This is a genomic window from Porphyromonas bennonis DSM 23058 = JCM 16335, from assembly GCF_000375645.1.
GTDB classification, from domain to species: domain Bacteria; phylum Bacteroidota; class Bacteroidia; order Bacteroidales; family Porphyromonadaceae; genus Porphyromonas_A; species Porphyromonas_A bennonis.
This window is the reverse complement of record NZ_AQWR01000026.1, coordinates 1-24,795: the sequence shown is the minus strand read 5'-3', so window position 1 is coordinate 24,795 and position 24,795 is coordinate 1. Positions and strand designations below refer to the sequence as shown.

The window sequence follows — 24,795 nt, the reverse complement described above, 5'->3', positions numbered from 1 at the left end:
AGGGTGTCGCACTTATCAGGGAGTCAGGCAATCAGTGCGACACCCTAGCGGGGTCGCTGGGGTAACGCCGACCCATCGTAACCCGGAGTCTTCGGGGCTGCGCCCCTCGACATCCGGGCTAAACGACGAGCACCCCTGTCGGGGTGCCTCGCTGCCCGTGCTCCTGCCTGCGATTCAGTATTGGTGAATCCCCGGGTGAACCTCATCAATGCCCCCGTTGGACGATCCCGTAGAGGGGAACCCCTCGTCCGACTCGTCCGACAAGATAGGCACTCGGCTGGTGCCTGCACCCCGGGGGGACGAGATCTCGGGATTTGTCGGTATCTTTAGCGGTACAAGCAGACAGCTACACCTATGACAGAGACAGATCAGAGAGCCATGCTCCAGGCGACCATCTGGAGGATCGCCGACGAGGTGCGCGGCACCGTGGACGGCTGGGACTTCAAGCAGTACGTGCTGGGGATCCTCTTCTACCGCTTCATCAGCGAGAACTTCACCAAGTTTATGAACGGCCCCACGGGGAAGTACGACTACACCACCTTCCCCGAGGAGAGCATCACGCCGGCGATGATCACCATGGCGACGCGCAATAAGGGCTTCTTCATCTACCCCCGCCAGCTCTTCTGCAATGTCGTCCGCGATGCGGAGCACAATCCGGACCTCAATACCGACCTCAAGGCGATCTTCGACGCCATCGAGGCCTCTGCCATCGGCTTCGAGTCGGAGCGCGACATACGGGGGCTCTTCGCCGACTTCGATACCACCAGCTCCCGCCTCGGCAATACGGTGGCGGAGAAGAATAAGCGGCTCACAGCCATCCTCCGCGGCATCGACTCGCTCCGCTTCGGGGACTTCGAGGATCACCGGATCGACCTCTTCGGGGATGCGTACGAGTTCCTGATCTCCAATTACGCCGCCAATGCCGGCAAGTCGGGGGGCGAATTCTTCACCCCGCAGTGCGTCTCCGCTCTTCTCGCACGGATCGCCCTCGACGGCAAGGAGAGTGTCAATAAGATCTACGACCCCGCCTGCGGCTCCGGGTCGCTGCTCCTGCAGGCGAGGAAGCAATTTGGAGACAAGATCATCAGCGAGAAGTACATCGGTCAGGAGATCAATCAGACGACCTACAACCTGGCGCGGATGAATATGTTTCTCCACAACGTCAATTACAATAACTTCGACATCGCTCTCGGGGACACGCTCCTCGAACCCCGCTTCGGCGATGAGAAGCCCTTCGACGCCATTGTCTCCAATCCTCCCTACTCGATCAAGTGGGTCGGCAGCGGTGACCCGACGCTGATCAATGACGACCGCTTCGCCCCGGCGGGCGTGCTCGCCCCTAAGTCGAAGGCAGACTACGCCTTTATCCTCCACTCCCTCTACCACCTCTCCGCCACCGGGCGCGCCGCCATCGTCTGCTTCCCCGGTGTCTTCTACCGCGGCGGGGCGGAGCAGAAGATCCGGAAGTACCTCGTCCGGGAGAATTACATCGAGACCATCATCGCCCTGCCGCCCAACCTCTTCTACGGCACCTCCATCGCCACCAATATCCTTGTCCTCTCCAAGCACAAGCCCGACACGAGGATCCAATTCGTCGACGCCGGCGGTGAGGACTTCTTCACCAAGGAGACCAATCAAAACGTCCTCTCCGACGAGCAGATCGAGCGGATCGTGGAGCTCTTCCGCCGGAAGGAGGATGTCCCCCACGTCGTCGCCATGGTGGATGAGGACGATATCGCCGCCGGGGACTACAACCTCTCCGTCTCCTCCTACGTCGAGCCGAGGGACACCCGCGAGGAGATCGACATCCGCAGGCTCAATGCCGACCTCGCCCACATCGTCGAGCGCATCACCCGCCTCCGCACCGAGATCGACGCCATCATCAGCGAGATAGAGGCATGAGCTACTTAGACAAACTCCTCGCCGGACGCCCCGTCACCTGGAAGCCCCTCGGCGATGTGGCGGAGATAAAGAGAGGAAAGAGGGTGGTCAGAAAGGATCTTATGGCAAAAGGGTCATACGCTGTGTTTCAAAATAGTCTCACGCCCCTTGGATTCTTTGACAAGTGGAATGTGTCTCAAAACTCTTGCTTTGTTGTAGCAGCCGGTGCTGCGGGCGAGATTGGCTACAGTCGAGAGAACTTCTGGGCTGCGGACGACATCTATTATTTTGGCTCATCTGGCAATCTCATAGACAGGTATCTCTATCATTTCCTTTTGTCATCCAAGTTCAAGATCACCTCAAAAGTAAGAAAAGCCAGCATACCGCGTCTCTCTCGCAGCGTACTTGAACGACTTGAAATTCCCATCCCGCCGAGGGACGTACAGGAGGAGATAGTGAGGGTCTTAGATAGGTTTACAGAGCTGGAGGCAGAGCTGGAAGCAGAGCTGGAGACAGAGCTGGAAGCTCGCCAAAAGCAGTACGCCTACTACCGCGATCTCCTCCTCAGCTTCCCCGACGATGCCGTCACCTACCTCCCCCTCGGTGATGTCGTTGACATCAGAAGAGGAAAGAGGGTGGTCAGAAAGGATCTTGCCGAAGAGGGATCTTATGCTGTGTTCCAAAACAGTCTCACTCCCCTTGGCTACTTTGACAAATGGAATGTTCCCAAGGACTCTTGCTTTGTAGTTGCTGCAGGTGCTGCAGGTGAGATTGGCTACAGTCGAGAGAATTTCTGGGCTGCGGATGACATCTATTATTTTGAGTCATCCGGCAATCTCATAGACAGGTATCTCTACCATTTCCTCTTGTCCTCCAAGCATATGATCACCTCAAAAGTGAGAAAAGCCAGCATACCGCGTCTCTCAAGAATTGCTCTCGAGAGACTTCCTATCCCCATCCCACCGCTGGAGGAGCAGGAGCGGATCGTCGGGATACTGGACCGCTTTGAGACACTTGCCCACTCGATCACCGAGGGACTGCCGAGAGAGCTGGAGCTGAGACGAATGCAGTACAGCTACTACCGAGACCTCCTCCTCACCTTCACCCCTCAAGACTAATAGAGACACGCACCATGAGACCCTACCGGACCGGCTCCATCGCCGAGACCAATAACTACATCGTCCTCGAGGAGTACACCAAGCTCTCCCGCCTGCAGGAGACCCCCGCCGGCTACCAGAGCGAGGCGGACCTGGAGGAGGAGCTGCTCAGCGACCTGCAGGCGCAGGGCTACAGCTACATCATCCTCCACTCTCCCGGCGAGATGCTCGCCAACGCCCGCACCTGCATAGAGCGGCTCAATGACGTCACCTTCACCGACGCCGAGCGGGACCGCTTCACTGTGGAGTACCTCGACCGCCCGAGCGACACGCCGATCGACAAGACGGAGATGATCCAGACCAACCACGTCTACGACTTCACCTTTGACGACGGTCATGTACAGAATATCTACCTCGTCGATAAGGAGCGACTCTCCCGCAACTACCTGCAGGTGACCCACCAGTACGCCGTCACCGGTCTCCACGACAATAGGTACGACGTGACGATACTCGTCAATGGCCTGCCCCTCGTCCAGATCGAGCTCAAGCTGAGAGGCGTCGCACTGAGGGAGGCATTTAATCAGATCCACCGCTACAGCAAGGAGAGCTTCAATCTCGACACCTCCCTCTACCGCTTCCTACAGCTCTTCGTCATCTCCAATGGCACCGACACCCGCTACTTCGCCAATATCCTCAAGCCGACCAAGGGGAGCTACGACTTTACGATGAACTGGGCGACGGCGCGCAATCAGCCGATCAAGGATCTCAAGGACTTCACCGCCACCTTCCTCCAGAAGCGGACCCTCCTCGAGGTGCTCCTCAAGTACACCATCCTCAATACCTCTCGCGAGCTGATGACGATGCGCCCCTACCAGATCGCCGCCACGGAGCGGATCCTCTGGAAGATCCGCTCCGCTCACGAGGCAAAGCAGTGGAGCACGCCGGAGGGCGGGGGCTACATCTGGCACACCACCGGGTCAGGGAAGACACTGACGAGCTTCAAGGCGGCACAGCTCGCCACCGGGCTCGACTTCATCCGGAAGGTCTTCTTCGTCGTCGACCGCAAGGATCTCGACAATCAGACGATGACGGAGTACAAGCGATTCTCCCCCGACAGCATCACCGGCACCGAGAGCACTCGCGAGCTGAGGGCCAATATTGAGAGACCGGACGACCGGATCATCGTTACCACGATCCAGAAGCTCAATAACCTGATGAAGAGTGAGCCCGACCTCGAGATCTACAACGAGGAGGTTGTCTTCATCTTCGACGAGGCACACCGGTCCCAGTTTGGCGAGGCGCAGCGCAACCTCCGGAAGAGATTCAGGAAGTACTACCAATTTGGCTTCACCGGCACGCCGATCTTCCCCGAGAATGCCCTCGGGGCGGAGACCACCGGGAGCGTCTTTGGCACCCAGCTACACGCCTACGTCATCACCGATGCGATCCGGGATGAAAAGGTGCTGCGATTTAAGGTGGACTACAACGACGTCCGCCCTCGATTTAAGGGCTACGAGACGGAGACAGATCCCGACAAGCTCTCCGCCTATGAGCGAAACGATGCGCTCCTCCACCCGGAGCGCATCCGCGAGATCTCCCGATACATCCTCGACAACTTCCGGATCAAGACCGGGCGCACCAGTCCCACAGCCAAGGGCTTCAATGCGATGCTCGCCGCCAGCTCCGTCGATGCGGCAAAGCTTTACTACGAGACGCTGACCGCACTGCAGGCAGGGAGTGACCACCCGCTGCAGATAGCCACCATCTTCTCCTACGCCCCCAATGAGGAGCAGAGCTCCTACGGGGAGATAGAGGACGAGAGCTTCGAGCCGACGGCGCTGAGCCTGAGTGGTAAGGAGTTTCTCCACCGGGCGATCATGGACTACAACGCCCACTTCGGCACCTCCTACGACGTGGATGGGGAGAGCTTCCAGCTCTACTACAGGGATCTCTCAGAGAGGGTGAAGCGGGGCGAGGTGGATCTGCTGATCGTGGTCGGGATGTTCCTCACCGGATTTGACGCCCCGGGGCTCAATACCCTCTTTGTCGACAAGAACCTCCGCTACCACGGTCTGATACAGGCCTACTCTCGGACGAATAGAATCCTCGACGCCACCAAGCCCTTCGGCAATATCATCACCTTCCGCGACCTCGAGCAGGCGACGATCGATGCGATCACGCTCTTCGGCAAGCAAAATACCCGTGACGTGATCATCGAGCGGAGCTATGAGGAGTACCTCCACGGCTTTACTGACCCGGTGACCGGGGAGCACCAGGAGGGCTATGACCAGGTGGTGACGGCGCTGGAGGAGGAGTTTCCCGAGCCGGACGAGATCGTCTCAAGTAGCGCCACTCAGGCCAAGGCCTTTGTGAACCTCTTCGGGAAGTATCTCCGACTCATCAATGTGCTGCAGAACTACGACGAGTACACGCTCACCAAGGAGCTGGCCACCATCGATGCCGAGGATAAGGCTGCAGTGGAGCACTTCCGAGACAGCCACTTCCTCACCGATGAGGAGGTGGCTGAGATGGCGAAGACCCATCTCCTGACGGAGCGGAGGGTGCAGGACTACAAGTCCACCTACAACGACATCATCGATAAGTACCGCCCCTCGAAGGAGGAGCCCACACCCGCCCTGCCAGGCGAGAAAAAGGAGCAGGTAGACTGGTCGGACGTGGTCTTCGAGGTGGAGCTGCTCAAGTCGCAGGAGATCGACCTGGACTATATCCTCGGGCTGATCCTCGACTATCACCGCCGGCACGAGGACAAGGAGGGGATCATCGAGGAGATCCGCCGGGTGATCCGCTCCAGTCTCGGCAATCGTGCCAAGGAGGGGCTGGTCGTCGACTTCATCCGGCAGGCAGACTTAGACAGCTTTGCCGACAGAGCCGATATCATCGGTGCCTTCTTCACCTTTGCCCGGAGTGAGCGAGAGCGGGAGGTGCGGGAGCTGATCGACAGCGAGCAACTGAAGGAGGAGCCCGCCAGGCGCTACCTCCGCACCTCACTCAGGCGGGAGTTTGCCTCCAGAGCGGGGACAGACCTGTACGACCTGATGCCTGACCCGGAGCCGCTGGACCCGGACTTTGCCGGGCGGATGGACGAGGTGCATGAGCAGATCAGCCGCTTAGTCGACCGCTATGCCGGTGTCGGTGGCGACTTGTGAGTACAGAGACCCACCCCTCCCCCCCCTCGATCCTGGCAGGGTGTCGCACTTATTGCCTGACTGGTAAGTGCGACACCCAGGCGGGGTCGCAGGATTACTTGCGTTGCCTGGTCCACGGGTCTTCGGGGCTACGCCCCTCGACCTGTGGCTATGGAGCGGGCACCCACAAGGGGTACTTCGTTCCCCACTCTTCACAATTTGATGAACGGCTACGGTGTCTCTCAAATGCGTCACCCCTGTATGAGGAGGTCACCGGTGACTGTCCGGCAGGGCTGCTGAGAGGACCGCTTGTGTCATCATCTGCACTTAGGAGACGAGTGGAGACCGGAGGAGACAAGCGGTGGCGGTTTGGGGTGTATATTTGCAGCCAGGTCGATGATGGAGGTTTATTCGACCAGGGTATGATACAGGGTGAGTGAAAAGTGGTACCTTTACGAGAGTAATGGGATCCGACCACCGGTGGGGTCCATCACTTAGTTATGTTAGATATGCCGGATAATCAATACCATAGTACGACCGATCCGCACTTCGAGACCATACGCCCCTTTACGGACGCTGAGGTGCATGATGCCATCGTGGAGCTGCTGCGGGATGAGGAGTTTCGCCACTTCGCCGATACCTTTGGCTTCGATCTCTCTCCGGAGAGTGAGACGCTGCTGAGCGAGCAGGTGAGGTCGATTTTTGACTTCAAGCGACTCTTCATCAGTGCCGGTCTCTCGGGGCTGCTCGACAAGACCACCTTCTCCACCACCATCTCCGGCACGAGCAACCTCGATCGCGAGGGGCAGACGAAGTATCTCCTCGTCTCCAACCACCGAGACATCATCCTCGACTCCGCCATACTGGATCTGCTCTTCCTGCAGTCGGGTCTCTCCATGCCACGGATGACGCTGGGGGACAATCTTCTGAAGCGTCCCTGGATACGGACTCTCGTGAGACTCTGTGACGGCGTGGTGGTGAAGCGAGGGCTGCCGGTTCGTGAGACCCTGCTGGAGTCTAAGCGTCTCTCGGAGTATATAAGGACTGCCGTGGAGCAGAGGGAGGAGCATATCTGGCTGGCGCAGAGAGATGGTCGGGCGAAGGACTCCGACGACACCACACAGCCCGGTCTGCTGAAGATGCTGACGCTGAGCGCCCCGAGGGGGGCGTCGATCGCCGAGTCTATCGAGAGTCTCCACTTAGTGCCGATGGCGATCTCCTACGAGTATGACCCCTGTGATGCACTCAAGGCGGTGGAGCTGCTTGCCCGCCGGCGCAACCCGGACTACCAGAAGCAGCCGACAGAGGATCTCGTCAGTATGCGTACCGGTCTGAGTGGCAGGAAGGGACGCGTCCATATCAAGGTGGCTGAGCCGCTGCGCGATCTCGCCTCGCTCTACGAGCCGGAGGCAAGCAAGAATGAGCAACTGGCTGCCATTGCCCGGGAGATCGACCGGCAGATCTTCCTGAGCTACCGCTTCTACCCCTCCAACTACATCGCCTACGACATCGTCCGCGGTGGAGACCAATTTGACTCCATGTACAGCCGCAAGGAGCGCCTTCTCTTTGAGCTCTACGTGGAGGAGCAGATGGATGCTGCCAAGGTGGCGACCAAGGATCGAGAGGAGGTGGCACATATGATCTTTGACGCTTATGCCAATCCTCTGGTCAATAACCTCATCACGCGCAAGATCATCCGCAGATAAGTTTTACTAAGAAAGATATTAAGCTCCATGAGTTGGTTTGAGTGCAAAGTCACTTACGAAAAAGAGATCGCCGAGTCCGGCAAAGTCCAGAAGGTCCACGAGTACTACCTCGTCGATGCCCTCACCTTTACCGAGGCTGAGGAGCGTATGAGTGGGGAGATGGAGAGCCGTGGCCCCTTCCGGCTCGACAGCGTCAAGAAGGTCAATTACTCGGAGACGTTCTTCAATAACGGTCAGCTCTTCTACAAGGCCAAGGTCGGCTTCATCCAGCTGGACGAGAAGAATGGCGTAGAGAAGAAGAAGTACACCTATATGCTGGTGCAGGCGAATGACTTTAGGGACGCTCTCGAGGAGCTGGAGAAGCAGATGAAGACGACGCTCGCCGACTGGACCATCGCCTCGATTGCTGAGACCCAGCTGGTGGACGCCTTTCGGTACGAGGCTCCGGAGGCTAAGCCCGCAGAAGCGCAGTAAGAGTGAATCATCCCATGAGTACCATTGCCGATCGCATAGAAGCACTGAGAGGAGAGCTGGGAGAGCAGGTCCGCCTCGTCGCCGTGTCGAAATTTCATCCCGTAGAGAAGCTCCGGGAGGCGTACGATGCGGGGCAGCGTATCTTTGGCGAAAACCGCGTCCAGGAGATGGTGGCGAAGCAGCCGGAGATGCCCGACGATGTGCAGTGGCACCTGATCGGGACGCTTCAGCGAAATAAGGTCAAGTACATTGCCCCCTTCGTAGACACGATCGAGAGTGTCGACTCAGCTAAGCTCCTGAGAGAGATCGAGCGGCAGGCGGCGATCCAGGAGCGTCCCGCAGAGCGGGGGCCGATCCGGTGCCTCCTCCAGATCCATATCTCGGGTGAGGAGTCGAAGCACGGACTGGATGAAAAGGAGCTGCGTGAGCTCCTGGAGTCGGGGCTGATCGACGACTGCCCTCACGTCGAGGTGGTCGGGCTGATGGCGATGGCCTCGCTGACCGATGATATGGAGCTGGTGGAGCGGCAGTTTGCCCGCATGCAGGAGCTTCTCGGTGAGGTGCGCGACCGGTACTTTGCTGATCAGCCCTCCTTCCGTGAGCTCTCCATCGGCATGTCCCAAGACTATAAGATCGCCCTTAGGCACGGCGCGACGTATGTGCGCATCGGCACGGCGATCTTTGGCCCTCGTGAGTACTGACTTACGTTGGGTAACTATTAATTTTGAATCAGTAGAATAGAAGAATCATGAAGAAGACAACAACAATCCTCGCTACTTCCGCCCTTGCCCTCAGCATCTCGCTCAGCGGCTGTGGCTTCCTCCAGAAGATGGACAAGACCGTCCTCGGTGCCGGTACCGGTACCGCAGCAGGTGCCGCCATCGGTGCCGGCATCGGTAATACGGCAGGCAATGCTGGAGCTGGTGCACTCATCGGGGGTATCGTCGGCGGTGTCGCCGGTGGCTTCATCGGCAACCATATGGAGAAGCAGGCCAAGGAGCTCGAGCAGGCTGTCCCTGAGGCTGAGGTGGAGCGCGTCAATAACGGTGAGGCGATCCGTGTCACCTTTGACAGCGGTATCCTCTTCGGCTTTGACAACACCGCCCTTAGTCCCCAGTCTCGGGAGGCGCTCACCCGCTTTGCGGCTAATATGAATGCCAACCCCCAGACCAACATCCGCATCATCGGTCACACCGACAGCACCGGTAAGCATGCCTATAATGTGGGTCTCTCCAAGCGTCGCGCTGAGAGTGTGGTGAACTTCCTCCGCGAGCATCAGGTCTCCAGCACCCGTATGACTCTCGATGGTGTAGGTCCCGACCAGCCCATCGCTGACAACGGCACCCCGGAGGGTCGTGCTAAGAACCGCCGCGTGGAGGTCTTCATCCTGCCGAGCCAGGAGATGATCAACGAGGCTAAGGCCGAGGCTGCCAAGCAGAAGTAAGCAACTATTCCGAGTACAAAAAAGGGAGAGCAGATCCTCAGTGGGTCTGCTCTCCCTTATTAGGTGATGTGCCTGCTCCGATCAGAACATCGGGAGCTGGTAGATGAAGCCGCAGAGCAGCTTATTGGTGGAGGCGGTGGTATCGTCAATGTTATTCTTAAAGTTGCGACCCACGTAGGTGAGGAAGAAGTGGAGATTGCCATCCTCCATCGGGTAGTACTCCACGCCGGCGAAGTAGCCGAGGGAAGTGCGCTGCTTCGTGCCGTCAAACCACTTGTCCGTGCCACCTGCAGAGGCGGTCTCATACATACCCTTGCCGAAGATATTCCAGCTGTCGGAGATGTGGTAATTGAGCTTCAGGACGAAGGAGTTGTACTCCACATTCTCCAGATCATTGATGATCATCTTGCGATTGAGCCCCTCATTGGAGTACATCCAGTCAAAGTGACCGTCCACGGGACCGAAGTCGAAGTGGTTACCGAGGGCGACGTACATCATATTGTGCTCCTTGGACTGGCTCATGTAGGAGTATGACCAGCGGGTGGTCCAGAAGTTTGGCACGATGGTACCATTCCAATTGAACGTGTAAACCAGAGGCACCTTCGTCTCCTCTACCTTATCGTACATGCCGGGGTAGGTGCTCTCGTAGCTGCCGTTGCGGGCGTCGAGTACCTGGAACTGCAGCTGCTGTCCCGGAGTGAAGTCGTAGGCAAAGTTGGCTCCCGTGAGGAAGTTGCTCATGTACTCGATCATATCGGAGTACTCGTAGATCTCAATAGGATTGAGGTCAAACTCGATACCACCGTAGGCAGCGCACTGCTTACCGAGGAACATGGAGAACTTCTCCGTCGGTCGTACGCCGATGCCGGCGATGTCGATCGAGGTGGGGAGGTTATCAATGTTGCCGGAGCTGCCATTGGGGCGATTGATACGCTGCCTCCAGCGGTAGGAGAGCCAGGGAGTGATGTTTCCCTTTGCCTCTATGCGGAGCTGACGGGCGTAGAAATTAAGGCTATTGAAATTCTCTGAGTCCCAAGCGGCATCGAGAGAGGTATTCATATTGAGGAAAAGATTGAACTTATCCTGCTTCGCCTTCACGATGCCCACCTGCTCAGCGAGAGAGGGCTCCGTGGTGTAGTGCTCCTGCTGTGCGGCAGCTGTGGCACCAAAGGCGGTGACGATCAGCCCGCAAGCGAGTAGTCTGAGTGTATTCTTAGACATAGGCGGGGGAGATTACATAAAGAGGTTGAAGTACTTCTGGATCTGCTGCCAGTCGGTCGTCGTCGTCAGGGAGAGCATCAGGAGGATGCGGGCCTTCTGGGGACTGAGAGACTGAGAGGCGATGAACTCGTACTTATTGTCGTCTACTTCAGCGTCGAGAGTGGTATTACCGGACGGGACGCGGGAGGAACGGACTACGAGGATCCCCTGCTCACGAGCCTTCTCCAGGACGGGGAAGACATTCTTGTGGATGTTGCCGTTGCCGAGACCGGCGTGGATCACACCCTTGTAACCACCATTGAGGATCGGGTCAAGCATATCAGCCTCGATATTGGAGTAGGCATAGATGATGCCCACCTTGGGGAGCTTGGTCAGGTTGCTCACGTCGAAGACGATGCGCTGTGCGGTCAGGCCGTAGCTCATATTGTAGTACACCTTGCCGCCAAAGACGTAGCCGATGGGACCGCCGGTGGATGCCTGGAAGGTCTCTACGGAGGTGGTATTAGTCTTGGAGACGATCTGACCTGGGATCAGGATACCATTCATGGCGACCATGACGCCCTTGTCGGCAGAGGCCTTGTCGGCAGCAGCGACAACGGCGTTGTAGAGATTGAGCGGGCCATCAGCACTCATAGCGGTAGAGGAGCGCATAGCACCTACGAGGACGACAGGGCGCTTGCTCTTCACCGTCAGGCTGAGCCAGAAGGCAGTCTCCTCCATGGTGTCAGTTCCGTGAGTGATGACGACGGCGTCAGCCTCGTTATTCTCAAAGATCTCATTGATCCTCTTGGAGAGGGTTAGCCATACATCGTCGGTCATATCCTGTGAGCCGATATTAACGATCTGCTCACCGGTCACCTCGGCGACGTCATTGACCTCAGGCACTGCATCGAGGAGTGTGCCGATGGCTACTTGACCGGCGGTGTAGTTGCTGCCGGTGGTGGAGGAACCTGCACCGGCGATCGTGCCGCCGGTGGCGAGGATGTGGACATGAGGCTTCTGCGCCATCGCTGCCATGCAGAGGGTCATCATCAGTGCGAGGAGACCCAGACGAGATGTTAGTTGTTTCATAACTTTGAGTTTGTGTAAAGGGGGTTATTAATAGATCTGTATGAGTAGCAAGCCTACGGCGATGGCAACACTTGTCGCCACCAGCCCGGGTATCATAAAGGAGTGATTCAGTAGGTATTTTCCGATCTTCGTCGTCCCCGTGCTGTCGAAGTTGATCGCTGCCACCACGGTCGGGTAATTGGGGAGGAAGAAGTAGCCATTAACGGCAGGGAAGAGGGCTATCAGCAGCATAGGTGAGATACCGAGGGCGATGCCCAGCGGAGCCACGGCGCGGATCGTCGCTGCCTGGCTGAAGAGCAGGATGCTCATAAAGAAGAGGGCAAGCCCAAAGAGCCACGGCATCCTCGTCACTACGTCCTGCAGGCTGGTGGTGATCGCGTCGATATTACCATTGATAAAGGTATCTCCCATCCAGGCGATACCGAAGATGGCGATCACAGCCTGCATCCCGGCATTGAATACCGATCCCTTCGTCGCCTTGATCCCGTCGGTCTTGGTGGCGAGGAGGATGATGGCAGCCGTGCTGAGCATAATCATCTCGATAGCCTCCGGCATGCCGAGCTTCACCGTCGTGCCGTCGATGACGAAGTCCGGTCTCAGGGTGGGGATCGATCCCAGGAGGACAATCGCGACCACCGCCACGAGGAAGAGGATCACGCTGAGGCGAGCCTTGAAGGGGGTCTTCGCATTAGGATCCATTTGGGAGAGACGGGATGGCTCGATCAGTCCCTCGCTCATGCGGCGGAGGTACTCGGGGTCCTCCTCCAGCTCCTTTCCTTTATGGAGACAGGTCAGCGCCCCCACAAAGACGCCGACCAGCGTCGCCGGGATACTCACCTTGAGGATGTCGATCAGGCTGATACCCGCCGGAGCGAGGAGGGCGAGGAGCGCCACCGTCGCCGCCGATATCGGGCTGGCGGTGATTGCCTGCTGAGAGGCGATGACGGAGATCGAGAGCGGTCGCTCGGGACGAATCTTTGTCTCCCGCGCCACCTCGGAGATCACCGGTAGGAGGGAGTAGACACCGTGACCGGTACCGGCAAGGAAGGTGAAGAGGTAGCAGACGAATGGGCTGTAGATCGTGATCTTGTCCGGATGACGGCGGAGAAACTTCTCTGCCACCTTGACGAGAAAGTCCAGACCTCCTGCTGCCTGCATACAGGAGACCGCAGAGATCACTGCGGCGATCATAAGCATTACATCGATAGGCGGCGAGGTGGGCATCAGACCAAATCCGAAGACCAGTATCGCCAGTCCTACACCTCCTGTCACACCGAGGCCGATACCACCGAGACGGGCACCGACGACGATGGCTACCAGGATGAAAAACAGCTGGATAAGTAACATGTCGTGTCGTTCTATGGGTTTGCCGGCGCACTATCTCGTCAGCTTTATTGTCACAAATGTACCCATTGTCTCAAGAAATGCAAATTATGGGTCTCCCCCCTGGAGTCCCATCTCCTCGGGACCGGAGTCTCTCCCACAAGAGACTGCCCTGCGGGGAGACGGCGTAATCATAATAATTCGTAAGTTTGTAGGGACCGCATATGGAGGACCTCCTCCCCCTTTATCTATGAGTACCGAAGAGAGTAATCCTATAGACTACGAGATGGTGGTGCAGGCCGCCTTCGACAAGCTGCTGAGCGACTACCTCAGCTCCAATCATCGTAAGCATACGGAGCCGATCCAGAAGGCCTTTCGTCTGGCACGTGACGCCCACAAGGGGGTGAAGCGTCGGAGCGGGGAGCCCTACATCCTCCATCCCATTGCCGTCGCCTCCATCGCCTGCTCGGAGATGGGTCTCGGAAGCACCTCGATCACTGCGGCGCTGCTCCATGACGTGGTGGAGGACACGGAGTACACGGTGGAGGACATCCGGGATATGTTTGGAGACTCTATCGCTCGGATCGTCGACGGTCTGACGAAGCTCTCCGGCGAGATCCTCGTCGAGGTGATGACGGAGACCAATAACACCTCCGGTCAACTGGAGAATATCCGCCGACTCCTGGTGACGTCGACGCAGGACATCCGCATCCTCCTCGTCAAGATCGCCGACCGTCTGCACAACATGCGCACCCTCGACAGCATGCCGGAGACGAAGCAGTCCAAGATCGCCGCAGAGACCCGACTCTTCTACGCCCCACTGGCGGAGCGGCTCGGTATGTATGCGATAATGGAGGAGCTTCAGGATCTCTCGCTGCGGTACATTCACCCGGAGGAGTACCGCGAGGTGCACGACAAGATCTCACAGACCTATACGAGGCGGGAGGGACTCTTCGACAAGTTTTACGAGATCATCAAGCCGGATCTCGATGAAACGGGGCTTACTTACGAGATACAGCACCGGATCAAGAGCACCTACTCGATCTGGAATAAAATGCAGGCCAAGGGTCTGCCGCTGGAGGAGATCTATGACGTCTTTGCGATACGTATCGTCTTTGAGCCGGAGACGGACCGCTCGGAGTATGCCGACTGCTTCCGGATCTACCACGTGCTCACATCCCACTTTGCCCTAAAGGATGACCGCACGCGAGACTGGCTGACTCACCCGAAGCCCAATGGCTACCGGGCGCTCCACATCACCGTGATGGGTCCGACGGGAGAGTGGGTCGAGGTGCAGATACGCTCCCGTCAGATGCATGAAATGGCGGAGCGGGGACTGGCGGCTCACTGGCGCTACAAGACCCACAGCGCCGAGGAGGTCGATCCGGTGGAGGAGCAGATCCTGAGCAACGTCCACACGCTCCTTAATAATCCCGGTCCCAGTGCATCAGACGACTACGAGACGATGATGTACAAGTTTGCCAATCAGGACATGCTCATCTTCACCCGCAAGGGGGATCGGATACGCTGTCCACAGGACTTCACTGTGCTCGACTTTGCCTACCAGCTCGATCCGGAACTGGGACGGCGCTGCATCGGTGCGAAGGTGAATCATGAGATGGTCGACATCTCGGCCAAGCTGCAGAATGGTGACCAGGTGGAGATCCTAACGACTGAGAATACGGAGCCCAAGGAGTCGTGGCTTCAGTATGCCACCAGTCCGACGACGAAGCGGTACATCACCGACTTCCTCCACCGCCGGGAGGCGGATCAGATCGAGGCGGGGCGTAAGGCCTTTGTCCGCTTTGCTGAGGGACGGGGCTACGATCCGGAGCACGTATTGCCGGAGGATGAGCAGGCACCGGTACTCTCTTATCCCTCTCGGGATCAATTCTTCCTCGCAGTCAATCGTTACGAAGTGCGCATGGATCACGCACTGATGAAGCACCTGATCAAGGCGCGCAAGGAGGCGCGGACGAGGACCCAGGAGCCTACGGTGCAGCAGAGGGAGGACTCCGATGAGACCAAGGTGCCGACGGTAGACCCGGGGCGGATGAAGGAGATCTACACTCTTCGCGCCAACGATGGTATCCGAAACTACATCCGTGCCACCTGCTGCCGACCTGTCTACGGCGAGGAGGTGCACGGGATCATCAATGAGCAGAGACAGCCGGTCGTCCATCTCACCTCCTGTCCCAAGGCTATGCGGCTCAAGGCCACCTATGGCGATGACATCGTCGCCGTCCGCTGGGGACCGCACATCCACTCCAACTTCGGCATCACCCTGGAGTTTACCGGCAACGACTCCCCCACCTTCCTCGATGATCTGATCGACATCGTCCGGGAGATGCACATCCCTGTCATCGGCATCCATGTGGACAGCATCCACGGCAGTGCGATCGGCTCCATCCACGTCCGCGTCCGTGATCGGTCCGAGCGTGATGAGATGATGCGACGGATGCAGGAGGTGCTCGGTCTCCTCAAGATCCGCCAGATCTTCCCCGAGTACTCCGAGCAGCGTCGCGGTATCCCCATACCTAATCAAAAACCCTTTATACCCCATAAGTAAGCCATGAAACATACCATCGTCGCCCCGTCCATCCTCTCCGCCGACTTCCTCCACCTCGGAGAGGCGATCCGTCTCGTCGAGGAGAGCGAGGCAGAGTGGGTCCACTGTGACATCATGGACGGACACTTCGTCCCCAATATCTCCTACGGCATACCTATCGTGAGGGCGGTACGCCCTGCGACTAAGAAGGTGGTCGACTGCCACCTCATGATCGAGCACCCGGAGCTCTATGTGGAGGCCTTTGCTGCCGCCGGTGCGGACATGATCACCGTCCACCAGGAGGCGTGTGTCCACCTTGATAGGCAGGTGGCGCAGATCCACGACCTCGGCTGTAAGGCCGGCGTGGCGCTCAATCCCGCCACCCCCGTGGAGACGCTCGTGGACATCCTCCACGCCGTGGATATGGTGCTGATCATGAGTGTCAATCCCGGATTTGGGGGACAAAAGTTTATCCCCCGGGCATTAGACAAAGTCCGTCGCCTCCGCGCCCTTGCCCCTGACCTCCTCATCCAGGTGGATGGCGGCGTCAATGCCGAGACCGGGGCGAAGTTGGTCGCTGCCGGAGCCGATGTGTTGGTGGCGGGGAGCTATGTCTTCGGAGCCGAGGAGCCGAGAGAGGCGATCCACAGTCTCTACGTGCTCTGATGAGCCTACTCGATGATATGCGGGGCGAGCGACTCTACGACTACTCCTCGCCCGAGCTGGCGAAGAGCTTTCGCCACGCCTCCCGTCTCTGCTGCCGTCTCCGCTCTCTCTACCCCGGACACCCCGACTACCGTGCTGTGCTGGAGGAGCTGATCCCCGGCATCCCGGAGAGTGCTACCATCGTCGCCCCCTTTTACTGCGACCACGGTCACGGCATCCGGCTGGGTGAGGATGTTTTCCTAAATGCTGACTGCGTCCTGCTGGACGGTGGACTGATCACCATAGGGGCACACACCCGCATCGGACCGAAGTGCCAGCTCTACACCCCCGCTCATCCACTTGATGCCGTGGAGCGCCGCCGACCGGTGGAGACGGCTCACCCGATCACCATTGGTGAGGACTGCTGGCTCGGTGGTGGCGTGATTGTCTGCCCCGGTGTGACCATCGGTGACCGCTCGGTCATCGCCGCCGGGAGCGTCGTCACGAGAGACATCCCCTCCGACTGCCTCGCCGCCGGCAATCCTGCTGTCGTCAAGCGCCATCTCCGGACCTCCTCTCCACCCGACCTGAGTCCCTCCCCCTGAGCCGTTACTCTATTACCGGTAATAGAGAGGACTAATACCGGTATAAGTAGTCACTAATACCGGTATTAGATCGGAGCGATCGCCAATGAGAGCAAAAGAAAAGCCCCCCTGCAGAGTCCAGGCTCTGCAGCGGGGCTTTTCTTTTGCTCCTGGTCGGGATGATCAGTCCCGTATGATAGTGGTGGTAGGATTAACCGGTTTTACCTCGAAGTCACCGGTTGAGTTGTCCTCATCGACAAAGCCCTTGCCATCCCACTTCCTGACGATCGACTTTCCGGCATACGTAGACCTCTTATCTCCAGAGGACTGCTGTACACCATGGAAGCCCTTGTCGAGGGAGAGGTTGAGTATCTGCATCTTTTTCTCCTTCATTGGGCAGATGACGACTGCATCGATCACTTGATCATTAGGTAAGAGGAGTCCGACCTTGCGACTGGAGTGGTGGGTCGACTTGAAGTAGACATCTCTGTAGTAGGCCGCCTTCTCCCGGTCTGAGGCGGGGAGCTTGCACTCCTGCAGGAATGCCTCTCTGATCTTGCTGATCTCGACAGTGGGGCGTATCAGAGCAAGAGCGGTCTTCCCGGAGATGGAGAAGTCGTTCATCTCCTCAGGGTCCCAGGCGTTGGCTGCTTCCTCTGGGGACTCAATACCGCTGGCATTGAAGACCTCATGCACCCAGATCTCACCAGAGCCCTCAGTCCAGCTATATTTAGCCTGATGGAGGTCGATCAGCTTGGAGAGGTCATAGGTCCCTATATCTTCACCGTACTCTGCCAGCTGCTTGGCAAAAGTGGCCTTGTGATCAATTGCCTTCTTGGCGATGATCACTGCGGTGCCGGGCTGGACCGGATGCTCTGTGCCGCTACCGGGGAAGAGAAGCATCGAGCCTACAAGGAAGTTATTGAGATAGTAGTCTGCTGTCCCGGAGGAGCTGCTGTCAGTCGCCGTGACCTCTATATTGGCTGCGGGGTCTAGGCTACCTGTGGCGATGAGCATCCCGTCGAGATACTTTACTTCCTTGGTAGGATTGTAGATCTTGATGAAAGCATCATCAGTGTACTCACTGTCGTACCTCTGTCCCTCGACGACTCGGGAGTACTCCGAGCCGGCGTAGTACACTTCTAGGATGCGGAGGTCAGTCTGCTTGCTCTCCTCGGTGGTATTTCCTTCTCCACCGGTAGGGATGCCATCGCGGCGGCATCCTGTGAGACCAATCACCATACAGGTGATGAGGAGCGTGAGCGTAGTGTAATATCTCATAAGTAGATGTTGTATAGAGTTTTGAAAAGTAATTATTCGAGTTATAGGAACCATGCACCGTAACCTGCCCCACCGCTCCCATGAGTGATCAGATTGCTGACCGCCTTATAGGCTTCTGTGGGACTAAGACCTATCTCAAGTCCGAGATGAAAGTAGTAGGGCTCGTTAGGATCAGTATGTGTGGGGTCAGAGTCGTAGGCGTTTGTGTAGACCTTGAGCGGGATATTGAAGCGAGTCACTTCCTCCCAGCCTGATGACTTGTCAGGAGCATAGTAGGGATCACAGACCAGCCTACTATAGCCCATAGGTTCACCAGCGTTATTGGTCGGCATGGGACGTCGCACCTTGTTCCCCTCCGGACACTTCATTACACGTATAGAGAGGAAAAACTGTGGCAGAAGGTAGGTCGATCGTGTGTAAGGACGACCATCAGTCAGAGTGATGGGCCATGCCTTATCAGTACCAGCGTACCGGGCATCGACTCCCTCAGAGACCTGCGACTCAAAGAGGAAATGGCCCTTTAGTCCCACACAGTCCTGATCATAGGGCGCAGAGGCTCGCTCGTCGTTGCGACCGAGAGGAGGGAGGAGTCGGATATTGAAGAGCTCCCTCACGCCATCCGACATATCCTCCTCTGTCCAGGTGTCGCGGTAGATGTAGCGGAATATCTCCGGAGTGGCTGCGGCACGTGCCTCGAAGGTCCCCTTGTCGGCAAAGAACTCCGACGGTACGGGACGCACTATGGGTGCCCCTGTCTGGGGATCCTTATCTCCATTGTACCTCACATCCATCACTTCGTAGGGCCTACCGATGCTATCGAGATCACTTACGGTATAGAATATCTGGTACCGGTCGGACATCTTGTAGATCCGGTCATTGATCCGCTTCCCCTCCTTGTCGAAGAAGTAGAGGCAGAGCCCCCAGAGCTTGCTCTTTCCCCCAATGACTCGGAGGTAGTCCGGTCCCTCAGCTCCTCGAAGCGTCTCTGCATAGGTGGCGGTACTGGAGCGTAGCACTTCGATGGAGGGCTGACCGGAGGGTGTATTATGGATCACCACAAACTCCTCCTGTCGCCATGGCGCCTTGTCATAGACAAAGTTACCATGCAGCTTACCACCACCGTGCGGGTGCCCTTCTTTAAGCATAACCAGGCATGTGGCCCAGTCTTTCAGCGCTCCATCCGGATCAGGATTGGCTATAGGAGTAGTCACCCTTGGGGCTTCATAGAGGTCAGCACCGGTACGGGGTGTCTTCTTCTGCTCGAGAGGATTATTCTCGTAGCTAACCGATATGTCTCCAAAGACAAACTTCTGGCAACCGGTAAGGGATAGTAGGATGGTGAGGAGTAATATGGGGTATTGTATTCGTCTCATGGTAATCTCTCAGAAGGTGATACCGGGGAGGCCGGTAAAGTAGCTATCATCGCCCCAGAGCATCTCCTCCAGAGCACTCTCGTCCACCTCTCGTCCCCGATCCGCATAATACCTCAGGATGGAGGCGCGGCATTGCTCTCGATTAGCGACATCTCCAAGGACGATGAAGGGGACAGGGTAGTCGATGTCGAAGGTATTCCACGAGGACTGCAGTTCGTAGTGGTCGTAGAGTCCTCCGGGTGCGGCAGTATTGGCATACTTGCCTAAGACTAGTCCCGCAGGCACCTGTACTCGATCCTGTATGTGGCAGATACTGACTCGCATCTGGAAGCAGACGTTTCCCATGCCGAAGCGGATCAGCCCCTTGAATCCCAGTCGATCTAAATCCACTCCAGGACTGGCATACTCACGCTTCTGACGGAGTGGCACGACCACGCCTCCGGCACGGTTGCGTCCTAGGTCATCACTCTCTTCTAGAGGTTCTCCGAGCTGCTCCTCGACGGGGTCTGTGTCACGGTATTCGTAGGAGAAGAGTTCCGGGACCCGCTGATTAAGCTCAGGAGTCTGAATTGTCTCAGCGAGGACATACCTATGTCCGTCATGCGTTAGTGGCTGGGTGGCACGACTGGTCATCGTATTCTCGACCGCCATCTCTGCTAGCATCCGGTCATACCGGAGTATACCGGAACCGACAGTATAGTCCTCAGGAGTATAGACACCACCGGCGGAGATGAGACTTGCGTGGCTGAGCGACTCTCCCTCGAAGAGGAATCGGTCGTAGTATAGGCTGTCCAGAGTCATTGGATAAACCAGCTGCCCACCATCAAGGGAGTTTTGGCGGATAGTGAAGAAATGCTGGTGGACGCATAAGGTGGAGTTGTCCGGATCATTGGGGTCGTACTGAGCGAATTGGTGGTTGATCAGTATCCCGTTGGCGTCAAAGTAGCGGATCTCCATGGCGTAGCAAAAGCGGTCTGATCGTACCACCTCAAAGGCTTTCCGCTCGGAGCTGATGGTGATATTGCCGCTCTCATCCTTTCTGAACGTGATGTCCTGGTAGACCGGGATCGGAGTCTCTCTATGACTTAGGTCGTAGGCTTTATAAAGCTCGACCGTCGATCCTCCTGACAGCTCTGTCGGACCCATCCTGCGAGCGAGGCGTAGGATCACCTGCCAGGAGTAGATCTGCTCATGTCCCTTGATGTCTCGCTCAATATAGGCAGGCGGAGCAACGACTATCTTCTTCATCAGGGCGTCCACCTTATCGTCCGAGCAGGCGGTGAGGAGAAGCGAAAGAGTAAGGAGTATGAGTATATGTCTTGTCTTTATCATGGTAGGGGTGGTGTCAGAATTTTACAATCGTGCGCAGCGAGAAATTGGCGCCTCTCGCATGGGCATAGTAGCGAAAGCGGTCTGTGTACTCCTTGTACAGGGTATTGAGGATATTGTCCCCTATCAGCATCAGCTTCACTTCACGTCCACCTGGTAGATCCATTGAAAACTCTGCGCTGCCATTGAGTAGCGTGTATGCGGGAGGAGTCTCGGGGACGAGGTCCTTCTCAGGATTGAAGTGCTTCTGCTTGGTCACGTATATCGTCGAGAGAGAGACGGAAGTATGGTACTGGTCATCCGAGCCAAGCGAAGTGCCATAGCTGCATGAGAGACCATAACGGTCGCTTGGCATAAAGGGTAACCACTCGGAGCGAGTCACATTACGTCCGCGGATCCACTCACCCTTGCCCGTCAGAGTCAGTCCCTGCAGCGGCATAGCAGAGAGTGTCAGGTCACCACCATAGAGCCTGGCATCGTCCTGTCCGTAGATAAATCGAGGATACTTCCCGCTTGGATGATTATGGAAGCGCTCCAGACCCTTGCCTATCGCATCATAAATATAGTTGTCGATATGCTGGTAGAAGAGACTGGGCTCCACAGACAGCCACTCATTGTGCCACCGTCCACCAAGGACAGACTTGTAGCCATGCTCTGCTGTCAGCTGGTGATTGCCCACCACCCAATAGGTGCCATGCTCGAGTCCTGTGGCGTAGAGCTCGTTGATGTCCGGGGGTCTCCAGGACCAGCCGATATTACCTCTGAGATCAGCTTCGTCACTGATCTGATAGTGGAGGGCCAGACTGGCCGTGAAGTTGCTATAGACCTTGAAGTCCGAGTAATACCTATACTTGCTTAGCGAAGTGTACCCACTGACATCCATTGCCCTAAAGTCGTATCTCATACCGACCGAGCAGCGTAGTCGCTCAAGGAATGTAGCGTCCTGCAGTATGTATCCTCCCAGCGTGAGAGCGGCGTAATTGGGGATAAATGCGGGCTGCTTCGTCCCCGGATAGTTATAGTTGCGCTGATAGGTGCCAGAGAGACCGGACTCAGTCTTTAGTGCCAGTGGACCGCCCCACTGAGCGACCCAGGAGAGGTCACCGCGCTCTGTGGAGAGGATCAGGTCCTGCATGGGGATCCGGCTCCAGTCCGCCTTGGTTCGCTTGTCAAACTCCCACCTCAGATTATCCTGATGAGAGAGGATCAGTCGGAGCTTGTGTGCCTCACTCACCTGCCACTTCACCTCTCCCTTGAGCATAAAGTGCTGTGACTGCTGAAATGGAGGCTCCACTTCGTAGGAGAAGGGGCGTAGTGACCGCTCGTCAGGACGTCCGGCAAGGAAGCGTGCCAGCAACTGGTCTATGTCGGAGACTCGACTGGCGTAGTAGATGCCATTACGGGCGTAGAAGAGACTGCTGAAGAGTGTGGCTGTGATCGCTCCCTTGCTCCAGCCTGCAAGGGCCGAGAGGCTGATATTGGTGTAACCGGTGTTATTAAGGATATACTCCGCCGTAGAGTAGTCCCCTCCCCGGCGGTAGAGTCCGTGGAGACGAAGCCCCAGACTCCGCCAGCCCATCTCGAGGCTGCCGGTGCCACTGTAGGCGTGAGCATTGGTGTCGTACCCGAGGTCAGTCGTGCCGGAGACACGAAGATTCTTGGATCCGTAAGGGAGCTCCGCCTGACTAAAGAGTACGACTCCTCCTATGGCTCCATAGCCGTAGCGTACCGACTCCGCACCCTTCACAACCTCTACATTAGTAGCACCAGTATGGTCGATCTCGGGAGCGTGATCTGAGCCCCAGCTCTGACTGTCGAGTCGCACCCCATTGTTGAGCAGTAGGATACGTCCCGAGTGCATGCCCTGGATCACTGGCTTGGAGATCGTGCTGCCACTGGATATGGTGCTTACACCTGGTACTGTCTCCAGGAGCTGTCCGAGGGTGAGGGTACTCGACTTCTCCAGCGTCTTAGGGTCGATCTTCATTGTCTGCTGGAGGATACTAGTCTGCCGGAGATCTCCCTGGACCACCACTTCGTCGATCAGAGTAGCATTCTCCTCGAGACGGATCGTCAGGACTCCGCGTATCTCCGAGAGTGAGATCGTGCGGCTGTCACTCTTGTATCCGAGGTAAGAGGTGGTGAGCGTTACCCGCTCTTTAGTGATGGGGAAGGATAGGGTACAGTGTCCCTGTAGATCGGTGGGCTGGGCACTGAGTGCCTCCTCGGAGCGTACGATAGCACCAGGGATCGGGTCTCCGGTCGCACTATCGAGGACGCAAAGTGTGAGCCTGCGGGTCTTCTCCTCCGCATGGCTGCTGTATGCCCATCCTGCCAGCAGGAGGATGAGGAGAAGCATCAGCGTATTAGGTCTCTGCGAGAGACCGATATGCTTGGTCATGGTATTACGTATATTATGAGTGTATCGAGAGCCGGTTGTAGCTCTCGAGGAGTCGTGGGGCGATATGCCCGATGGTCCACCTCTATGAGAGAGAAGTGAGCGGTGACTACTACCCCGAGGTCGGGATAGGGGGCTAAAGGCTATGGATCTCCCGTAGGAGAGCGTTAGGTGAGTGCAGGGGATTACGCTGCCACTCGAGTCGGAGGAGCCCGGAGAGCGGGTTGGTCCGTGAGCGGTAGCAGCGGAGTGACACACTCCGTCATCGCAAGGGCGAGCACGAAGCCCTCGACTCTCGCCACGTAGGGGATCTCGACCAGATCCTCGTACATGGTGCTCTCCATTAGCTGCAGAACGCAGAGAGAGCCGACATCCGCATACCCACTCTCCTGCGTCATATGGGAGGTGACGTGAGCCTGATGGGATGGGGAGTCGATATGGATCCTTACCATCATCAGCTGCGAGGCAAGTACGACGATGAGGAAGAGGCCGATAAACAGCCTCTTGAGCTGCTCAGCTCTTCCTGACAATTGTCGGTATGTCCCTATATACTGCATGGTCAGATCTTTGTGCAAAGGTAGGATCTCTTTCCCTCGCCGGACATACTCAGAAGTGAGTATTTTATCTCTCCTTTTCTCCAATTATCAAATTAGTCTACCCCGGCAGGGCAAACTCATACCGGTACAGGGCTGACGTTTTTGGATTTGCCTGAAGTCTTTCTGAGCAAAAACAAGAAAAATGTCTAAAAATCAGAGCGTTAAGCTTGTGCACCCGGCGAATTATTAGCACCTTTATACCTGATAGTCAATCGTTTGCCTCTCTTTGTAAGCGTTATTAGGTATGAATAATTTGCTCTCGTTCATCTCGCTCATTCCTGAGTTCAAGAAAGGGAATCATTTGGTTTATCCCATTGATTACCTTTTGCTTGTGTCTTTTTGCACGATGATGTGCAACCAAACTTCTTGGCATGCGATGGAGGACTATGCCGAGATTCATCAGAAGGACTTGAGGAAACTCTATTTCAAGATTTCGGGAAAGGTACTCAGGAGGTACACACCTTCACACAACGTGTTCTGCGCCGTCTTCCAGACCCTATCGCCTGTCACGTTCCACAATGCGTTTAAATCATGGCTCCTAGAGGTGTACAGCTCTGTCGGAGAGCATATCTGCATTGACGGGAAGACCATGAGAGGTGTCAAGAAGATGGAGCCGGATGCGGACTGCCACACGGTGACGGCTTATCTCTCCAGGATACACGCCTCTCTTGATCAGGT

The 24,795-nt window shown here is 56.9% G+C and carries 19 protein-coding genes; 11 read left to right on the top strand and 8 right to left on the bottom strand.

Features of this window, described 5'->3' with window-relative positions:
* Window positions 1-354 precede the first annotated feature (354 nt).
* The 7 genes from B088_RS05710 (at window position 355) to B088_RS05680 (ending at window position 9,748) form a co-directional block, all read left to right on the top strand.
* Window positions 355-1,902, top strand: coding sequence for a type I restriction-modification system subunit M (locus tag B088_RS05710; protein ID WP_018107458.1), 1,548 nt, complete (start codon window positions 355-357; stop codon window positions 1,900-1,902).
* A complete protein-coding gene (locus B088_RS05705; protein ID WP_018107457.1) occupies window positions 1,899-2,999 on the top strand; it encodes a restriction endonuclease subunit S in 1,101 nt (366 codons plus the stop codon). The genes B088_RS05710 and B088_RS05705 overlap by 4 nt, the downstream gene beginning before the upstream one ends.
* 14 nt (window positions 3,000-3,013) lie before the next feature.
* The gene (locus tag B088_RS05700; RefSeq protein ID WP_018107456.1) at window positions 3,014-6,145 is read left to right on the top strand and encodes a type I restriction endonuclease subunit R; all 3,132 of its coding nucleotides are present in this window, start codon (window positions 3,014-3,016) and stop codon (window positions 6,143-6,145) included.
* Between the two features lie 488 nt (window positions 6,146-6,633).
* A complete protein-coding gene (locus tag B088_RS05695) occupies window positions 6,634-7,830 on the top strand; it encodes a 1-acyl-sn-glycerol-3-phosphate acyltransferase (RefSeq protein ID WP_018107455.1) in 1,197 nt (398 codons plus the stop codon).
* A gap of 27 nt (window positions 7,831-7,857) precedes the next feature.
* The gene (locus tag B088_RS05690; RefSeq protein ID WP_018107454.1) at window positions 7,858-8,304 is read left to right on the top strand and encodes a DUF4494 domain-containing protein; all 447 of its coding nucleotides are present in this window, start codon (window positions 7,858-7,860) and stop codon (window positions 8,302-8,304) included.
* Between the two features lie 14 nt (window positions 8,305-8,318).
* Entirely contained in the window at window positions 8,319-9,005 is a 687-nt protein-coding gene (locus tag B088_RS05685) for a YggS family pyridoxal phosphate-dependent enzyme (protein WP_018107453.1), read from the top strand.
* 47 nt (window positions 9,006-9,052) lie between these two features.
* A complete protein-coding gene (locus B088_RS05680) occupies window positions 9,053-9,748 on the top strand; it encodes a YiaD family glycine zipper/OmpA-like lipoprotein (protein WP_018107452.1) in 696 nt (231 codons plus the stop codon).
* Window positions 9,749-9,829: 81 nt separating this feature from the next.
* Here the strand turns inward: B088_RS05680 and B088_RS05675 are convergent, their stop codons facing one another.
* Genes B088_RS05675 through B088_RS05665 form a run of 3 tightly spaced genes read right to left on the bottom strand, consistent with a single transcriptional unit; the run spans window position 9,830 to window position 13,387 of the window.
* Window positions 9,830-10,969, bottom strand: coding sequence for a porin (locus tag B088_RS05675; RefSeq protein ID WP_018107451.1), 1,140 nt, complete (start codon window positions 10,967-10,969; stop codon window positions 9,830-9,832).
* 12 nt (window positions 10,970-10,981) lie between these two features.
* Entirely contained in the window at window positions 10,982-12,040 is a 1,059-nt protein-coding gene (ansB, locus tag B088_RS05670; RefSeq protein WP_026170516.1) for an L-asparaginase 2, read from the bottom strand.
* Between the two features lie 27 nt (window positions 12,041-12,067).
* The gene (locus B088_RS05665; protein ID WP_018107449.1) at window positions 12,068-13,387 is read right to left on the bottom strand and encodes an anaerobic C4-dicarboxylate transporter family protein; all 1,320 of its coding nucleotides are present in this window, start codon (window positions 13,385-13,387) and stop codon (window positions 12,068-12,070) included.
* Window positions 13,388-13,613: 226 nt separating this feature from the next.
* Between B088_RS05665 and B088_RS05660 the strand changes: the two genes are divergently transcribed.
* The 3 genes from B088_RS05660 to B088_RS05650 are packed head-to-tail and all read left to right on the top strand — an operon-like array spanning window position 13,614 to window position 17,161.
* Window positions 13,614-15,932: a RelA/SpoT family protein gene (locus B088_RS05660; RefSeq protein ID WP_018107448.1), complete on the top strand. Its 2,319-nt coding sequence runs from the start codon at window positions 13,614-13,616 to the stop codon at window positions 15,930-15,932.
* 3 nt (window positions 15,933-15,935) lie between these two features.
* Window positions 15,936-16,577: a ribulose-phosphate 3-epimerase gene (rpe, locus tag B088_RS05655; RefSeq protein ID WP_018107447.1), complete on the top strand. Its 642-nt coding sequence runs from the start codon at window positions 15,936-15,938 to the stop codon at window positions 16,575-16,577.
* On the top strand, window positions 16,577-17,161 hold the full coding sequence (locus B088_RS05650; RefSeq protein WP_018107446.1) for a sugar O-acetyltransferase: 585 nt from the start codon (window positions 16,577-16,579) through the stop codon (window positions 17,159-17,161). Before rpe ends, B088_RS05650 begins: the two co-directional genes overlap by 1 nt.
* 162 nt (window positions 17,162-17,323) lie before the next feature.
* Here the strand turns inward: B088_RS05650 and B088_RS08335 are convergent, their stop codons facing one another.
* From B088_RS08335 to B088_RS05625, 5 genes are all read right to left on the bottom strand, one after another.
* On the bottom strand, window positions 17,324-18,421 hold the full coding sequence (locus B088_RS08335; RefSeq protein WP_018107445.1) for a DUF4876 domain-containing protein: 1,098 nt from the start codon (window positions 18,419-18,421) through the stop codon (window positions 17,324-17,326).
* A gap of 41 nt (window positions 18,422-18,462) precedes the next feature.
* On the bottom strand, window positions 18,463-19,794 hold the full coding sequence (locus B088_RS05640) for a hypothetical protein (protein WP_025082084.1): 1,332 nt from the start codon (window positions 19,792-19,794) through the stop codon (window positions 18,463-18,465).
* A 9-nt stretch (window positions 19,795-19,803) separates the two neighbouring features.
* Window positions 19,804-21,126 (bottom strand): hypothetical protein, encoded by a 1,323-nt coding sequence (locus tag B088_RS05635; RefSeq protein WP_018107443.1) that lies wholly within the window; start codon window positions 21,124-21,126, stop codon window positions 19,804-19,806.
* Between the two features lie 13 nt (window positions 21,127-21,139).
* Entirely contained in the window at window positions 21,140-23,524 is a 2,385-nt protein-coding gene (locus B088_RS05630; protein WP_018107442.1) for a TonB-dependent receptor, read from the bottom strand.
* 182 nt (window positions 23,525-23,706) lie between these two features.
* Window positions 23,707-24,051 carry a hypothetical protein gene (locus B088_RS05625; protein ID WP_155802340.1) on the bottom strand — a complete coding sequence of 115 codons (345 nt, stop codon included), beginning with the start codon at window positions 24,049-24,051 and terminating at the stop codon, window positions 23,707-23,709.
* 310 nt (window positions 24,052-24,361) lie between these two features.
* Between B088_RS05625 and B088_RS05620 the strand changes: the two genes are divergently transcribed.
* A partial coding sequence (locus B088_RS05620) for a transposase family protein (protein ID WP_018107440.1) occupies window positions 24,362-24,795 on the top strand: 434 nt, incomplete at its 3' end.

Coding starts and splice junctions, on each gene's coding strand:
- B088_RS05710 (WP_018107458.1), top strand. CDS start 355: ATGACAGAGACAGATCAGAGAGCCATGCTCCAGGCGACCATCTGGAGG.
- B088_RS05705 (WP_018107457.1), top strand. CDS start 1,899: ATGAGCTACTTAGACAAACTCCTCGCCGGACGCCCCGTCACCTGGAAG.
- B088_RS05700 (WP_018107456.1), top strand. CDS start 3,014: ATGAGACCCTACCGGACCGGCTCCATCGCCGAGACCAATAACTACATC.
- B088_RS05695 (WP_018107455.1), top strand. CDS start 6,634: ATGCCGGATAATCAATACCATAGTACGACCGATCCGCACTTCGAGACC.
- B088_RS05690 (WP_018107454.1), top strand. CDS start 7,858: ATGAGTTGGTTTGAGTGCAAAGTCACTTACGAAAAAGAGATCGCCGAG.
- B088_RS05685 (WP_018107453.1), top strand. CDS start 8,319: ATGAGTACCATTGCCGATCGCATAGAAGCACTGAGAGGAGAGCTGGGA.
- B088_RS05680 (WP_018107452.1), top strand. CDS start 9,053: ATGAAGAAGACAACAACAATCCTCGCTACTTCCGCCCTTGCCCTCAGC.
- B088_RS05675 (WP_018107451.1), bottom strand. CDS start 10,969: ATGTCTAAGAATACACTCAGACTACTCGCTTGCGGGCTGATCGTCACC.
- ansB (WP_026170516.1), bottom strand. CDS start 12,040: ATGAAACAACTAACATCTCGTCTGGGTCTCCTCGCACTGATGATGACC.
- B088_RS05665 (WP_018107449.1), bottom strand. CDS start 13,387: ATGTTACTTATCCAGCTGTTTTTCATCCTGGTAGCCATCGTCGTCGGT.
- B088_RS05660 (WP_018107448.1), top strand. CDS start 13,614: ATGAGTACCGAAGAGAGTAATCCTATAGACTACGAGATGGTGGTGCAG.
- rpe (WP_018107447.1), top strand. CDS start 15,936: ATGAAACATACCATCGTCGCCCCGTCCATCCTCTCCGCCGACTTCCTC.
- B088_RS05650 (WP_018107446.1), top strand. CDS start 16,577: ATGAGCCTACTCGATGATATGCGGGGCGAGCGACTCTACGACTACTCC.
- B088_RS08335 (WP_018107445.1), bottom strand. CDS start 18,421: ATGAGATATTACACTACGCTCACGCTCCTCATCACCTGTATGGTGATT.
- B088_RS05640 (WP_025082084.1), bottom strand. CDS start 19,794: ATGAGACGAATACAATACCCCATATTACTCCTCACCATCCTACTATCC.
- B088_RS05635 (WP_018107443.1), bottom strand. CDS start 21,126: ATGATAAAGACAAGACATATACTCATACTCCTTACTCTTTCGCTTCTC.
- B088_RS05630 (WP_018107442.1), bottom strand. CDS start 23,524: ATGACCAAGCATATCGGTCTCTCGCAGAGACCTAATACGCTGATGCTT.